Raw genomic sequence first — 15631 nt, 5'->3', positions numbered from 1 at the left:
AATGGAAATTAAAATATCGTAAAAAAGTCTTTTAGTGCCGTACGGTACTGTAAAGAATGTTCTTTCTCTCTTTCGTAAATTACAAAATCCTTTTCTTCCAAGGCTTTATCCGTATTTTTTTCCAGTTTAAGGATATTCCTGAAAGGCTCTTTATTCTCAAATGATTTAATACGTATAGCCTGGGTAGTTTGCAAGCCATAATCTGCACCTAAATTGATGATGACTTCTGATAAGTCCATAGGAACAATCAGCTCCAACGCTCCATTAACAGACAAATGCAAACTGCATAATCTTAGCATATCTACAAAAAAATGAATATCAGTATGCCTTGCTATATTTTTCTGCGCTTTATCAGACCTTAAAGAATTTAAAAAAAAGGGTGGATTAGAAACTATTAAATCATAGTTATTCATCGGGTTTAATGCAAAGAAGTCTACAAAAGAATGATGGTAAACCTTTAATCGGTTATGAAATAAAGATCCCTCAAAATTAGCCCCTGCCCGTTCAAACGCCGTTAAATCAATATCTATGGCATCTATATCAGACTGATGGTTTCTTTGAGCCAGCATTAATGCAACTACTCCGGTTCCGGTTCCAATATCAAGCACTTTTACCCGCTGGTCAACATCTGCCAAAGCCCCCAGCAACACTCCATCTGTGTTGATTTTCATAGGACAATCACGCTGGTCTACCGCAAACTCTTTAAATTGAAATACCGACATTTTACAAATGTACAATTTGTTAGTTGTTTGTGGTGGTTACATCGTAATGAGCTTAAACAATAAACATCCTCAATGTTATTATAAATGCCTTAAAGTTTGTATTTTTGCACACATTTAAAATATATCATGTTTGTATTATGATCAAGAGAGACAAAGTTAGCGACTTGTTAAAGTCAACAGAGTTTGGAAAAGAAGTTACTGTTATGGGCTGGGTGAAAACTTTCAGAAATAATCAGTTTATTGCACTTAATGACGGTTCTTCATTATCTAATATTCAGGTTGTTGTCGATTTTGAAAATACTGCCAATGAGATTTTAAAGAAAATAAATACCGGAGCAGCCATTAAAGCTATTGGAAAACTGGTAGAATCTGTTGGAAAAGGACAAAGCGTAGAGGTTAAAGCTACTACTGTAGAAATTTTAGGAGAGAGCGATGCGGAGAGATACCCGCTTCAACCTAAAAAGCACAGTCTGGAGTTTTTAAGAGAAATTGCACATCTGCGTTTCAGAACAACTACTTTTAATGCTGTTTTTAAAGTAAGAAATGCACTGGCTTTTGCTATCCATCAGTTTTTTAATGAAAGAGGCTTCTTTTATCTTCATACACCTATTGTTACAGCTTCTGACGCCGAGGGTGCAGGAGAAATGTTCAGGGTAACTACATTAGATTTTGATAACCCGCCAAGAGACGAGGAAGGAAAAGTAAATTTCAAGGAAGATTTCTTTGGCAGATCTACTAACTTAACAGTATCTGGCCAACTTGAAGGCGAACTGGGAGCTATGGCATTGGGACAGATTTATACTTTTGGCCCTACTTTCAGAGCCGAAAACTCGAATACCACCAGACACCTTGCTGAATTCTGGATGATAGAACCTGAGGTTGCCTTCGCTGATCTGGAAGATAACATGAACCTTGCCGAGGACATGTTGAAGTATGTAATTGATTATGCGCTTAAAAACTGCGAGAAAGAACTGGAGTTTTTAAAAGGCAGATTACTTGACGAAGAGAAAAACAAACCGCAGGCAGAAAGAAATGAGCTTAACCTGATTGAGAAATTGAGATTCTGTCTGGATAACGATTTTGAAAGAATTACCTATACAGAAGCTATTGAAATATTAAGACGTTCTAAGCCTAATCAGAAGAAACAGTTTAACTACCTGATTGATGAATGGGGTGCAGACCTTCAGAGCGAACACGAACGTTACTTGGTAGAAAAACATTTCAAAAAGCCGGTAATCTTAACCAACTACCCTGCCGAGATTAAGTCTTTTTATATGAGACAGGATGACGAGCTGGTAAACGGAAAGAAAACGGTTTCTGCTATGGATATTCTTTTCCCTGGAATTGGTGAAATTGTAGGCGGATCTCAACGGGAGGAAAGATTGGATAGACTGGAAGCAAGAATGGATGAGATAGGTATTCCCAAAGACGAACTTTATTGGTATCTGGATACAAGAAGATACGGAAGTGCTCCTCACGCCGGATTTGGTTTAGGCTTTGAAAGACTGGTATTGTTTGTTACCGGTATGACCAACATCAGGGACGTAATTCCTTTCCCTAGGTTCCCTAAAAATGCTGAATTTTAAGAGGCACACACCTCTCCTAAATAGAAAAGTAGAGAATTAATAATTTATATTCTCTACTTTTTATCTATATAGATATAATAAGTGTCTGTTATATGGCACCTAACAATTTAGCAGTACTTAAATCCAGGTTTCTTAATTTTTGAATTTCAGACTTCAGTGATTCTTTCAAATCATTATCAAAAATGGCAAATGAATAATAATCTGCCACATATTCCTGTTTCCTATCTCTGAAACTCTCCAGATCCTTACTCAAAACAGACAATAACTGCTTATCAAATTGATTGATTAACTCTAGTTCTGAAGAAGACAATGCATTTTCCATAACCGTTCAGTTTTATGATTTCACAAACAACTGTATACCAATACAATGCCATTTGTAACTTTATAGAAAAAAGTAACCTTAAAACCATTTTAAACCAAATAGGTTGTATTAGATACAGATTTAAAACTGTTCATTAAGCTGTACAGTATAGCATACAAACCTTAAATTTGTAATATTGTAGAATAATAGAAAACAAAAGCGCTTATGTTATTACGTATTTATGAGGAAAACCCCAACGAGAAAGCTATCCAGCAAGTGGTAGATGTCCTTAAAAAAGGTGGTGTTATCATTTATCCTACAGATACTGTTTATGGTATGGGGTGCGATATCAGTAATCAAAAAGCAATTGAAAAGATTGCTAAAATTAAGGGGATAAAAACAGATAAAGCTAATTTCTCTTTCATCTGTCATGATTTAAGTCATATCTCTAACTATATAAAACCCATTGATACTTCTACCTTCAGACTATTAAAGAAAGCCCTACCAGGTCCATTTACCTTTATATTTAATGCCAACGGAAATGTCCCAAAACTGTTATCAAGCAATAAAAAAACAGTAGGTATAAGGGTTCCTGATAATAATATAGCCAGAGCCATAGTAGAAAAACTAGGTAACCCTATCCTATCTACTTCTATCAGAGATGAAGACGACATTATTGAATATTCTACCGATCCGGAGCTTATCCATGAAAAATACGAGAATCTGGTAGACCTGGTTATTGATGGAGGATATGGCGATAATGTAGCTTCTACTGTAGTGAGTTGCCTTGATGATGAATTCGAAATTTTGAGGCAAGGTAAGGGCGATTTATCCGATTTTTTATAGGTTTTTTATAGGTTTTTATTATTTTGCAGGATGGCAAAATCAATCAATTTAGCCGCCTTCAAAGATTTCATGAAGTCGCAATCTGCCGGTGGCATTATTCTTATATTCTGTGTTTTACTTTCGTTAATTATTGCAAACTCTGCATTTGGAAATTATCTCGAAAACTTTCTTACTACCGAAATAGGCTACCATTCCGAATCTGTCCATTTACGCTATCCTATTCTATTATGGATTAATGATGGATTAATGGCTATATTCTTTCTACTGGTTGGGTTAGAAATAAAAAGAGAGCTGGTAGAAGGCGAACTATCTTCTGTTAAAAAAGCATTATTACCTATTTTTGCAGCAATTGGCGGTATGTTGGTACCTGCGGCCATATTCGCCTTATTTAATACGGGTACAGATACAGCACATGGTTGGGGCATCCCTATGGCAACGGACATTGCTTTTGCTATAGCCATTCTGGCCATTTTAGGTGATAAAGTCCCGCTCCCTTTAAAAGTATTTTTAACAGCTTTAGCTATTGTAGATGATTTGGGTGCTATTCTGGTGGTTGCTATTTTTTACACTTCCGAATTAAACACTTCTTATCTCCCCCAGATTATTGGTTTAATAGCCATTCTTGCTGCTTTAAATTTTTTCAATGTAAAAAAAGTATATCTATACCTTATACCAGGAGTGTTTCTATGGTATTTTGTGCATTCTTTTGGGGTACATGCTACCATTGCAGGTGTAATTACGGCATTTTTTCTACCTACTACTCCTGATGCTAAAGAATCTCCTTTAGAAAAACTGGAACATATACTTTCTAAACCGGTAAACTTTCTGATTATGCCCCTATTTGCTTTTGCAAATACCAACATAAAATTTGAACCCGAAATGCTGGATGGCGTATTCGGACATTTAAGTGTAGGTATTATTCTGGGTTTGTTAGTGGGAAAACCTCTTGGTATAACCCTGATGTCTTACCTTGCTGTAAAGCTTAAAATAAGCAGTTTACCCAGAAATAGTAAATGGAAACAGGTTTTTGGACTCGGTATTTTAGGTGGAATAGGCTTTACCATGTCTATTTTTATAGCGTTGCTATCTTTCAGCAACCCCGAGTATCAGACACAGGCTAAATTCTCTGTATTAATCGCTTCCTGTTTAGCTGGTATTATTGGTTATTTAATTCTAAATATCTACGGTAAAAAAGAAAACTCTTAAAATAAAAATAGTGTGTCTGGAATAAGATTTTCCATCGACACACTATTTCAGTTTTTATAGAGATTAATTACCTCCAGCCACCACCCAATGCTTTATACAAAGTAATTTGGTTTAGTAACAATTCTTTACGTACCGTAATCTGACTAATTTCAGCATCTATTACACTCTTCTGTGCATTTAATACATCTAAATAAGTTATTCTACCTGCAATAAATAAATCCTGTGCAGCAGCAACAGATAATCGTAAAGCTTTAGTTTCTTCCAGCATATACCTTTTACGGTTACGAATATATTCATCTGCAGAAACACCATCTTTCACTTCTCTAAATGCATGTAAGACCGTTTTTTCATAATCTTCAAAAGCCAAACCATAAGATGCTTTAAAGTATTCGTAATCAGACCGGATAGCGCGCTGATTAAAAACAGGTGCCGTTATACCACCTAACAATCCCCAGGTCAATGATTTAACATCAAAAAACTTTTCGATATCAAAAGTATGTAAGCCTATATAAGGTGATAAAGCTATTGTAGGTAAAAAAGCCATTCTCGCAGACTTTACCTCATGTCCGGCAGCTTTCAGGCTTAATAAGGCCTGCCTTACATCTGGTCTGTTAGCAATAAGCTGAGTGGGTAATCCAACTTGGATATGCTCAAATAAATCGTCCTGAACAATAGTTTTTTCTCTTTTCACCTCTTCCCCAAACCGGCCACATAAATAGCTGATATGATTTTGCAAAAACTGTATCTGCTGTAAAACTTCTTCTTTCTTAGCTTTCGAGTTAGAAACTATGGCTTTAAACTGTTGCACTCCCAATTCATCGGCCTTTCCCGCTTCCTTTTTAACTTCTATAACCTCTAAAGACTTCTGTTGTAAATCTATATTGCGATTATATACTCTCAATTCTTCATCAAGACTTTGCAACTCCAGATAGGCGGAAGCTACCTGACTTACCAATTCTGTTTGTAGAAGATTTTGGCCTTCGTAACTGGCTAAAAATTCGTTCAAAGCTGCTGTTTTTTGACTCTTAAGCTTTCCCCAAACATCTATCTCCCAGGATGTCTGTAATCCAAGAAAATAATTAGGAAGTGGATCCGGCAGTTTTTCATTTGCTTTTAGATTATCGGAGAAGTTTGTATCATAATTACCTATCCCATCCATAGTATAAAACCCATATTTAGTGATACCGACATCAGCAACTACATTCAGATTGGGTAACATCACATTTTTCTTTAACCTTAATCTGGCTTTTGCCTGTTCTATACGATACAATGCCTGTTTAAGGTCTTTATTGTTAACCAAAGCAGTATCAATTAATGCTATCAGATTTTCATCTTTAAACAACTCCTTCCAGGGAACCGTAGCTACAGTAATTGTATCTGTCAACTCTTCCTTAAAGTTTTGAGGAACTACCTGGTGCTTATGCTCTTTAATATCATTTTTAACAGAACATGCTCCAAGTAGCCATAAAACCAGAGGTGCTGCCATAATAACTTTTGCTTTCTTCTTTTTCGTGTTCTTAGAAAATAAAACATATAAACCAGGGATAACCAATACACCGATAATTGTTCCAATCAACATACCTCCTACTGATGCTACACCAATAGAACGATTTCCTAAAGCCCCGGCGCCACTAGCAAACATCAACGGAATTAAACCCGCTACAAAAGCAAAAGAGGTCATTAAAATAGGTCTTAAACGCGCAACCGCTCCTTCTATGGCCGCTTGTAAATAGCTCATTCCTTGCTTTTGCTTTAAAATAGCATATTCTACAATCAGGATTGCATTTTTACCCAATAGTCCTATCAACATCACCAGTGCAACTTGCGCATAGATATTATTTTCCAACCCGAATATCTTCAAGAAGAAAAATGCGCCAAAAACTCCTGCCGGAAGTGACAATAATACCGGTAAAGGCAACAAGAAACTTTCGTACTGCGCTGCTAATATTAGGTAAACGAAAAGTAAACATAAGGCAAATACATAAAGTGCCTGATTCCCGGATATAATCTGCTCTCTGGTCATCCCTGTCCACTCAATATCATAACCCTGCGGAAGATTTTGAGCAACCTTTTCTACCGCTTCTATCACTTCGCCACTACTGTAACCTTCGGCTGCATCACCATTTAGCATGGCCGACGAAAACATATTGTAACGCGTAATCTGTTCTGGACCATAAACTCTTTTCATCGTAATGAAAGAAGAAAACGGCAACATTTTTCCTTGTTCATTTTTGATATACAGTTTTAGTACATCTTCTGGCTTTTCACGATATCCAGGACCAGCTTGTACCATCACTTTATACATTTGTCCGTAACGGATAAAGTTAGTAGCATAGTAACTTCCCATTAAGGTCTGTAAAGTTGCCATTGCATTTTCTACCGACACCCCTTGTTTTGCCGCCATGTCGTAATCTACATGCAATTCGTACTGGGGGAAATTCACATCAAAAGAAGTAAAAACATTTCCTACCTCTGGCGTAGATTCCAAGTCTTCAATAAACTTCTTCAAAACATTGGAAGTAGCATTTAAGTCATCATTACCGGTTTTATCCAATACTCTTAACTCGAAACCCGAAGAGTTACCAAAGCCCGGAACAGTTGGCGGAGGAAAAAATTCTATATCCGCATCCACTATGTGTGCAGTTTTCTTTTTCAGCTCAGCAATAATATCATCTACAGATTCTTTTCGGTTTTCCCACGCTACCAAATTAATCATTCCCATACCGTAAGACGCTCCGGAAACCTCGTTCACCAAACTATATCCTCCTAATGTAGAAACCGTTTCTACGGCTTTCATTTCTCTGCTAAGCTTATCTATTTCCGTCAATACAGCTTCCGTTCTATCAACAGTCGCTCCGGGTGGAGTCGTCACATTAACATAAATCATCCCTTGATCTTCTGTCGGGATAAATCCAGATGGAAGTAATCTGCTCATCCCCCAGGTCGCTACAAAAAATCCAATTAACAATCCAAAAGTCAGTGTCCTACGACCTGCTGTTCTTGTCAAAACACCTTCGTAACCTTTAGCGGTTTTATCATATACTTTATTAAATCTCTTAAAGAATTTAGCTAACCAACCTTTTGCTTCTGGTTTATCGTGTGGCGAACGTAGAATAATAGCACATAAAGCTGGTGTCAAGGTTAATGCATTAATTCCAGAAATAACAATAGCCGATGCCAATGTTAACGAGAACTGCCTGTAGAAAATACCTACCGGACCAGACAAGAAAGCTACCGGAACAAATACTGCCGACATTACCAAAGTAATAGCAACAACCGCTCCTCCAACTTCGTTCATCGCTGCTATAGTTGCTTGCATTGGTGGCAAATGTTCTTCTTCCATTTTAGCATAAACAGCCTCGACGACGACAATAGCATTATCCACAACAATACCAATAGCCAGTACCAAAGCGAATAAGGTTAATAAGTTGATAGAGAAACCCAGCATTTGCATAAAAAACAATGCTCCAATTAAACATACTGGCACTGCTAAAGCAGGAATCAATGTCGACCTAAAATCCTGAAGAAAGATAAATACAACTATAAAAACCAAGATAAAGGCTTCTATCAGGGTTTTTACCACACTAGAAATAGACGCGTCCAGAAATCTAGAAACATCATAACCCATGGTGTATTTCATGCCTGGAGGGAAAGAAGTCTCTTGCAATTCTGCCATCCTATCCTTTACATTCTTAATCACATCCTGTGCATTGGAACCGGGCAATTGCTTTAACATAATAGAAGCAGAAGGTCTTCCATCTGTTTTAGAAACCATCTCGTAATCCAGAGATCCAAACTCAATATCAGCGATGTCTTTTACACGGATAATAGATCCGTCTGCATTGGCTCTGATTGGGATATTTTCATATTCAGATTCTTTAGTAAACTTTCCAGGATAACGCAATACATACTGTTGCATATTGATGGACTTATCCGATCCAATTCCGGTTTGTCCCGGCGCTGCTTCTACGTTTTGTTTTCTTAATGCTTCTATAACGTCTTCACTAGAAATCTGATAGGCTGCCAAACGATCTGGCTTTAACCAAACTCGCATCGCATAATCACGTAAACCCATAATCTGAGCAAAACCAACACCTTCTATACGTTTTAGTTCTTTAAGAATATTGATATCCGTGAAGTTGTATATAAAGCGTTCATCAGCGGTTTTATCATCACTAAAGACATTCAGATACATCAACATACTATTCACCTCTTTTTCTGTAGTTACACCTGCTTTAATTACCTCTTCAGGTAATTCATCTAAAACAGTAGTCACTCTGTTCTGAACGTTAACAGCGGCAATATCCGGGTCTGTACCTACTTTAAAGAAAACCTGAATTAATGTCGTACCGTTATTGGTAGACACCGAACTCATATATGTCATTCCTGCCACACCATTTATCGCTTTTTCCAGTGGAATAGCCACTGCATTGGTACTCACTTCGGCATTTGCTCCTGTATAATTTGCTGTTACCACTACCGATGGTGGCACGATATCCGGAAATTGGGTTACTGGCAATGTAAAAAGTGCCAAACCTCCCAATAAGGTTATAAAAAGAGATATAACGAGCGATAAAACCGGTCGTTTTATAAATTTCTCAAACATAAGTTTTTAAATTTCCCTGTTCTTCAATTAAATTCTTGATTTACCCAAAACGTCAGCTGATTTCAAGTGATTAGGCTGAATATTCATTCCATCTTTAAGCCCTTTAACTCCTTCAAAAACTACTTTATCATTAGAATCAAGTCCTTCATCTATCAAATAGAAATGTCCTACTCTTTGCCCCGCTCTGAATGAAGTCATCTTAATCTTATTATGATTATCCAGTTTATAAACATAGGTTCTGTCTTGTATTTCAAATACTGATTTTTGATGAACAGCCAACGTTTCTCCGGTTTCTATGGGTACATTTATTTTACCAGAAGAACCATGTTTCAGTAAACCTTCTGGATTTTTAAAACGAGCTCTTAAAGAAATTGATCCCGTATTGGTTGCAAACTCACTTTCTGCAAACTCTGCAACTCCTTCAAAAGGATAAACATTTCCATTAGCCAAGGTTAGCGTTACTTTCTTTTTAAATGTATTCTTATCAAATAAAGAATCTGTAGCTATGTTGAGGTATTCTTTTTCTGAGATATCGAAATATACGTTCACCAAAGACAAATCAGAAACAGATGTCAATAAAGCTCCTTCTTCTAATAAAGAGCCTTCTTTTAAAGGAATTCTATCTATTATTCCATCAAAAGGTGCTCTTATTAAAGTTTGTGACAATCTTGTTTTTGCCAATTGATATAAAGATCTGGCCTCTTCTATTTTAGATTGTGCTGCCTTAAATCTGGCTTTAGCCAACTCGAGCTCTGTTTTAGAAACAATATTTTTATCGACAAGTAAAACCGTTCGCTGTTTTTCAAGTTCTACAGTTTTTGCATCTGCAATAGCATTATTTAAAGCAGCCTCTGCTCTGGCTAAATCTGAACTATATTCGGCATCATTTATTTTAAATAAGATTTGCCCTTTTTTAACGGTTGCTCCTTCATCTACATAAATCCTTTCTAAAAATCCTGTTAATCTGGATCTCAGCTCTACGTTTTTTACAGCCTGAATGTCGGCTATATAATCGTTATAGATAATTGTATCCAGAGAGATGATTGGACTAACAGGAATAAGTCTGGTTTCTTGTTCCGGATTTTTCTCTGTGCTGTTAACTGTACACGAAGAAACCAAAGAAATCCCAAAAGATGCAATAAATAATTGCATAATAGTATTAGCTTTCATTAAATACAAAGTGTTTCAATTCTGACTTATCAAATCAGAATAAATATTAATAGTTGTGTGAATAATAAATTCAAAGGGATAGCTTACGTAAACAAATAGCCTACGCAATGTCTATTAGAATTGACTGAAGAAATAAATCTAGAAGGGTTTATATCGAAATAAAAAAGAATAATATCCTGGCAGACAAATACTTTTATTTCGATAAAAAGGGTGACTTTCTTTTTTAATTATAAATGGCAACAGACCAAAAAAGAAAGCTGTTATCAAAAATAATACAGGCAAAACATAAATCCCGGAATGAAAAATACGATAGTCATCATACATGACCTCACTATCTGGGTTATTTTGTTTTACAGGTATATCTAGTACGTCATTTAATACAAACTCTATCAACGAATCTCCGTCAAATAAAGACTGTCCATTCTGGATAGTATTACAACCAGCCTCATAAACGAGGATATTGAGATACCCAAAAAGTGCTAAAAAATGGAACAGTTTTAAAAACATACGCGGCAAATATATTTAATTACCGCTTGGCTGAGGTATGTAAGAAGATAAATGACAATCTATTGATTGTTTGTACAAACAAAAAGAAGCTGTCTAAAAGTTTCCTGTCATAAACATAACAGATACATTTAACTTTTAAACAGCTTCTTCTAATATAATATAGCAACGCTTACAATGCTGCTAAAGCTGCATTTAAAGTGGCACTTGGTCTCATAGCTTTACTACCTAACTCGTCTTTAGGGAAATAATATCCACCTATATTTTGTGGTTTTCCCTGTGCTCCAATCAGCTCTTCATTAATTTTTGCTTCGTTATCTGCAAGAGCTTTAGCCAAAGATGCAAATCTGGTTGCCAGCTCAGCATCTGCTTTTTGTGCTGCCATAGCTTCTGCCCAATATAAAGCCAAATAGAAATGAGATCCACGGTTATCTATTTGTCCTACTCTACGAGCCGGAGATTTATCGTTAGCTAAGAATTTGGCATTGGCCTCATCTAAAGCATCTGCTAAAACCTGTGCCTTAGGATTATTTTGTGTTTGCGCCAAATGCTCTAATGAAGCTTGTAGCGCTAAAAACTCACCTAAAGAATCCCAACGTAAATAACCTTCCTGAATAAATTGCTCTACGTGTTTAGGAGCAGAACCACCTGCGCCGGTTTCAAATAAACCTCCACCATTCATTAAAGGAACAATAGATAGCATTTTTGCAGATGTACCCAGTTCTAAAATTGGGAATAAATCTGTTAAATAATCACGCAATACATTACCTGTTACAGAAATAGTATCTTCTCCTTTTCTGATTCTTTCCAAAGAGAACTTACAGGCTTCTGTTGGTGCTAAAATGCGGATATCTAATCCTGTAGTATCAAAAGTTGGTAAGTATTTATTTACTTTCTTAATAATTTCTCTGTCATGCGCTCTGTTTTCATCCAACCAGAAAACAGCAGGTGTATTAGATAAACGAGCTCTGTTTACCGCTAACTTAACCCAATCCTGTATAGGTGCATCTTTAGTCTGGCACATTCTAAAAATATCACCAGCCTCAACAGCTTGTTCCATAAACACTTTACCATTAGCATCAACTACACGGATAACACCGTTTGCTACAGCCTGAAAAGTTTTATCATGAGAACCATACTCTTCTGCTTTCTGAGCCATTAAACCTACGTTAGGCACAGATCCCATTGTTGTCGGATCAAAAGCACCGTTTGCTTTACAATCTTCTATTACAGCTACGTAAATACCAGCATAACAACGATCTGGGATAATAGCAAGCGTATCTTGTTGTTTACCTTCTTTATTCCACATCTGACCAGAAGTTCTGATCATTGCCGGCATAGAAGCATCAACAATAACGTCAGAAGGGACGTGTAAATTGGTAATTCCTTTATCAGAGTTTACCATGGCCAAATCCGGACCAGCAGCAATAGCAGTATCAATAGCAGCCTTTACTTCTGCTTCTTGTGGCTGTCCTGCTATTTTAGCATACACCTCGCCTAAGCCATTATTAATATTAACACCTAAATCTTTAAATAGCTGTCCGTATTTTGCAAACACATCTGCAAAATAAACTTCTACAATAGCACCAAAAATAACAGGATCAGAAACCTTCATCATGGTTGCTTTTAAGTGTGCAGATAATAACACACCAGCCGCTTTGGCTTCTGCTTTAGCTTTTGCAACAAATGCTTTTAAAGCCGACAAGCTCATTACCGATGAATCGATAACTTCACCTGCTTTTAAAGGCGCAAGACCTTTTAATTCGGTTACCGCACCATCTGTAGCAACAAATTCTATTTTAAACTGAGAAGCTTCTTCTACGGTTACTGATTTCTCTGAACCATAAAAATCTCCAGCATCCATGTGTGCAACTTTAGTTTTAGAATCTGCAGACCAGGCCCCCATTGAATGTGGATTAGCTTTTGCATAATTCTTAACTGCTTTAGGAGCTCTTCTGTCTGAGTTACCCTCACGTAAAACCGGGTTAACCGCAGAACCTAAAACTTTAGCATATTTTGCTTTAACTGCTTTTTCTTCTTCAGTTTGTGCATCATCCGGATAATTAGGAATAGCATATCCATCAGCCTGCAACTCTGCTATAGCCGCTTTTAACTGAGGAATAGAAGCAGAAATGTTAGGTAATTTGATAATATTCGCTTCTGGTGTGGTTGCTAATTGCCCTAACTCTGTCAAAGCATCACCAATTTTTTGATCGTCTTTTAAATATTCTGGAAAGTTAGCCAGGATTCTTCCGGCCAACGAAATATCTCTAGTTTCTACATCAACACCTGCAGAAGCTGTAAAAGCCTGTACAATGGGTAAAAATGAATAGGTTGCCAACATTGGCGCCTCATCTGTTTTTGTGTAGATAATTTTAGATTTGTTCGACATAGTTTTAATTATGATTATTCTGGTATAATACGTTTTTATACTATTTTATGAGTGCTTTTTGTAAAAGCGCCTAAATATAGTAATTAAACGCTAAAAGGCACATAAAAAGCAAGTAATAATACAGTTATTTTTAAGTAAATAACGACGTATACACCAACCTGAGGGTGAGTATTTTTGAAAGAAACAAAATATTCAAATAACAATAAATAAATAGCTTTATTACAAGAATTTAAATATTTTTATTTACACTAAAAATTTCCAGATCATGGTAGTTCAATAAGTGATCACTTTTTTATATACAAAACCATCTAACTAAAGGCTTAAGGTAAAAACCTGACTAAAGTCTTATTCATAAAACACAAGATATTCCTCCTACTTCTTATACACATTGAGTAGCATTTCTTATATTTTTCATGATAGAACTAAGAAAATTAAATTTATTTGCCACGATTTTTTACTTTTGAAGTTAGACTTTAATTCTAATGATGCAGAGTTTTATTTATCTGTATAATTTTATCTATTTATTAACTTTGAAGCTTTAACGTTCTAAAAATATGGAAGCACTAGACAAGTCTGTACAAGACAAAATCAATATTTGGTTAAATGGAAATTACGATGTTGAAACTAAACAGAAAATACAGGATCTTTTAGACTCCGGCTCGTATACAGAATTAACCGATTCTTTTTATAAAAGTCTTGAATTTGGTACAGGTGGACTACGTGGTATAATGGGTCCAGGTTCTAACCGTATAAATAAATATACCATTGGTATAGCCACTCAGGGATTAGCAAATTACCTGAACAAGAAGTATCCTAACGAGAAAATAAAAGTAGCTATTGCGCATGATAGCCGTAATCAGTCTGATTATTTTGCGCAAATAACAGCCGATGTACTTTCTGCTAACAACATACAAGTATATTTTTTCAAAGAACTAAGACCTACTCCCCTTTTATCTTTTGCGGTGAGAGAACTGGGATGTAAAAGCGGAGTGATGCTAACGGCCTCTCATAATCCAAAAGAATATAACGGATATAAAGCTTACGGTGCAGATGGTGGTCAGTTTGTTGCCCCTGATGATAAAATGGTAATGGATGAAGTGGGAAATATCCAATCTATAGATGAAGTTAAATTTACCGCAAACCCAGCCAATATAGAACTGTTGGGTGAGGATATGGATACACTTTACATTCAGAAAATTCATTCTTTAAGTGTTTCTCCAGAGGCTATACAACGCCAAAAAGATTTAAAAATAGTTTTCTCACCTATTCACGGAACAGGGATTACCCTGGTACCTAAAGCTTTAAATGCGTTTGGATTTGAAAACATTATTCTGGTAGATCAACAAACCACACCTGATGGAAATTTCCCAACCGTGGTCTATCCAAATCCAGAAGAAAAAGAAGCACTTACGCTAGCCTTAAAAAAGGCAGATGAAGTGAATGCTGATTTGGTTATGGCTACCGACCCTGATGCAGATCGGGTGGGTATTGCTGTTAAAAACCATAATAATGAGTTTGTATTACTTAACGGAAACCAGACAGGCGCTCTTTTAATCCATTATATGCTGGAAGCCTGGGAAAAGAAAGGGAAATTTACCGGAAACGAATACATTACAAAAACCATAGTTACTTCTTATATTATTGATAAAATTGCTGCTGATAAGAATGTTACTTGTTACAATACACTTACCGGATTTAAATACATCGGGCAAATTATGACCCAATTAGAAGGTAAACAAAAGTTTATTGTAGGCGGCGAGGAAAGTTACGGTTATTTGGTTGGCGATTTTGTAAGGGATAAAGATGCGGTTGTTTCATGTGCTTTTATTGCTGAAATGACAGCTTTTTATAAAGATCAGGGAAGCAGTTTATACGATGCATTGATTGATATGTACGTGAAATACGGCTTCTATAAAGAAAAGCTGGTATCTATCACCAAAAAAGGAAAATCTGGAGCTGAAGAAATTCAAGCAATGATGGAAAGGTTCAGAAACAATCCTCCAAAAAGTCTGGGGGGTTCTGTTGTTGTAGCTCTTAAAGATTATACGCTGAGACAGGAGAAAGACATGCTTTCTGGCGAGGTAAAACCTATAGAATTACCTAAATCAGATGTATTACAATTTGTAACTGCTGATGGCAGTATTATTTCTGCCCGTCCATCAGGAACGGAACCCAAAATCAAATTTTATTGCAGTATTAACGAGCCTTTGTCAAATAAAAATGATTTTAATGCTGTTGATGCTAAACTGGAAGAGAAAATAAGTAATATTATGGCAGATTTAAATGTATAAAACTAGA

The 15631-nt window shown here is 36.2% G+C and carries 10 protein-coding genes; 4 read left to right on the top strand and 6 right to left on the bottom strand.

What is annotated here, in order from left to right; genetic code table 11:
* Window positions 1-8 precede the first annotated feature (8 nt).
* Window positions 9-722, bottom strand: a complete 714-nt coding sequence (locus ACFSAH_RS11715) for a tRNA1(Val) (adenine(37)-N6)-methyltransferase (RefSeq protein WP_379662928.1) — start codon at window positions 720-722, stop codon at window positions 9-11.
* A gap of 137 nt (window positions 723-859) precedes the next feature.
* Here ACFSAH_RS11715 and asnS point away from each other — a divergent pair, with 137 nt between their 5' ends.
* Complete coding sequence (gene asnS, locus ACFSAH_RS11710; protein ID WP_379662927.1) at window positions 860-2308, top strand: asparagine--tRNA ligase; 1449 nt, start codon at window positions 860-862, stop codon at window positions 2306-2308.
* A gap of 88 nt (window positions 2309-2396) precedes the next feature.
* Here the strand turns inward: asnS and ACFSAH_RS11705 are convergent, their stop codons facing one another.
* Window positions 2397-2630 carry a hypothetical protein gene (locus ACFSAH_RS11705; protein WP_379662926.1) on the bottom strand — a complete coding sequence of 78 codons (234 nt, stop codon included), beginning with the start codon at window positions 2628-2630 and terminating at the stop codon, window positions 2397-2399.
* A gap of 204 nt (window positions 2631-2834) precedes the next feature.
* On the opposite strand from ACFSAH_RS11705, the gene ACFSAH_RS11700 reads away from it, so the two are divergent.
* Window positions 2835-3455: an L-threonylcarbamoyladenylate synthase gene (locus ACFSAH_RS11700; RefSeq protein ID WP_379662925.1), complete on the top strand. Its 621-nt coding sequence runs from the start codon at window positions 2835-2837 to the stop codon at window positions 3453-3455.
* Between the two features lie 30 nt (window positions 3456-3485).
* The gene (nhaA, locus tag ACFSAH_RS11695; protein ID WP_379662924.1) at window positions 3486-4661 is read left to right on the top strand and encodes a Na+/H+ antiporter NhaA; all 1176 of its coding nucleotides are present in this window, start codon (window positions 3486-3488) and stop codon (window positions 4659-4661) included.
* 67 nt (window positions 4662-4728) lie between these two features.
* Here nhaA and ACFSAH_RS11690 read toward each other — a convergent pair whose 3' ends face one another.
* The 4 genes from ACFSAH_RS11690 to ACFSAH_RS11675 all read right to left on the bottom strand — a co-directional run bounded on the left by ACFSAH_RS11690 (window position 4729) and on the right by ACFSAH_RS11675 (window position 13333).
* Window positions 4729-9267, bottom strand: a complete 4539-nt coding sequence (locus ACFSAH_RS11690; RefSeq protein WP_379662923.1) for an efflux RND transporter permease subunit — start codon at window positions 9265-9267, stop codon at window positions 4729-4731.
* Window positions 9268-9294: 27 nt separating this feature from the next.
* The gene (locus ACFSAH_RS11685) at window positions 9295-10437 is read right to left on the bottom strand and encodes an efflux RND transporter periplasmic adaptor subunit (RefSeq protein WP_379662922.1); all 1143 of its coding nucleotides are present in this window, start codon (window positions 10435-10437) and stop codon (window positions 9295-9297) included.
* Window positions 10438-10575: 138 nt separating this feature from the next.
* Entirely contained in the window at window positions 10576-10944 is a 369-nt protein-coding gene (locus ACFSAH_RS11680; protein ID WP_379662921.1) for a hypothetical protein, read from the bottom strand.
* A 169-nt stretch (window positions 10945-11113) separates the two neighbouring features.
* Window positions 11114-13333 carry an NADP-dependent isocitrate dehydrogenase gene (locus ACFSAH_RS11675; RefSeq protein ID WP_379662920.1) on the bottom strand — a complete coding sequence of 740 codons (2220 nt, stop codon included), beginning with the start codon at window positions 13331-13333 and terminating at the stop codon, window positions 11114-11116.
* 554 nt (window positions 13334-13887) lie between these two features.
* Here ACFSAH_RS11675 and ACFSAH_RS11670 point away from each other — a divergent pair.
* Window positions 13888-15624, top strand: coding sequence for a phospho-sugar mutase (locus ACFSAH_RS11670; protein ID WP_379662919.1), 1737 nt, complete (start codon window positions 13888-13890; stop codon window positions 15622-15624).
* Window positions 15625-15631: the final 7 nt, after the last annotated feature.

The sequence above is a fragment of the Pseudopedobacter beijingensis genome (genome assembly GCF_042678145.1).
GTDB lineage: Bacteria > Bacteroidota > Bacteroidia > Sphingobacteriales > Sphingobacteriaceae > Pseudopedobacter > Pseudopedobacter beijingensis.
This window is presented reverse-complemented; position numbering and strand designations above follow the sequence as displayed.

Coding starts and splice junctions, on each gene's coding strand:
- ACFSAH_RS11715 (WP_379662928.1), bottom strand. CDS start 722: ATGTCGGTATTTCAATTTAAAGAGTTTGCGGTAGACCAGCGTGATTGT.
- asnS (WP_379662927.1), top strand. CDS start 860: ATGATCAAGAGAGACAAAGTTAGCGACTTGTTAAAGTCAACAGAGTTT.
- ACFSAH_RS11705 (WP_379662926.1), bottom strand. CDS start 2,630: ATGGAAAATGCATTGTCTTCTTCAGAACTAGAGTTAATCAATCAATTT.
- ACFSAH_RS11700 (WP_379662925.1), top strand. CDS start 2,835: ATGTTATTACGTATTTATGAGGAAAACCCCAACGAGAAAGCTATCCAG.
- nhaA (WP_379662924.1), top strand. CDS start 3,486: ATGGCAAAATCAATCAATTTAGCCGCCTTCAAAGATTTCATGAAGTCG.
- ACFSAH_RS11690 (WP_379662923.1), bottom strand. CDS start 9,267: ATGTTTGAGAAATTTATAAAACGACCGGTTTTATCGCTCGTTATATCT.
- ACFSAH_RS11685 (WP_379662922.1), bottom strand. CDS start 10,437: ATGAAAGCTAATACTATTATGCAATTATTTATTGCATCTTTTGGGATT.
- ACFSAH_RS11680 (WP_379662921.1), bottom strand. CDS start 10,944: ATGTTTTTAAAACTGTTCCATTTTTTAGCACTTTTTGGGTATCTCAAT.
- ACFSAH_RS11675 (WP_379662920.1), bottom strand. CDS start 13,333: ATGTCGAACAAATCTAAAATTATCTACACAAAAACAGATGAGGCGCCA.
- ACFSAH_RS11670 (WP_379662919.1), top strand. CDS start 13,888: ATGGAAGCACTAGACAAGTCTGTACAAGACAAAATCAATATTTGGTTA.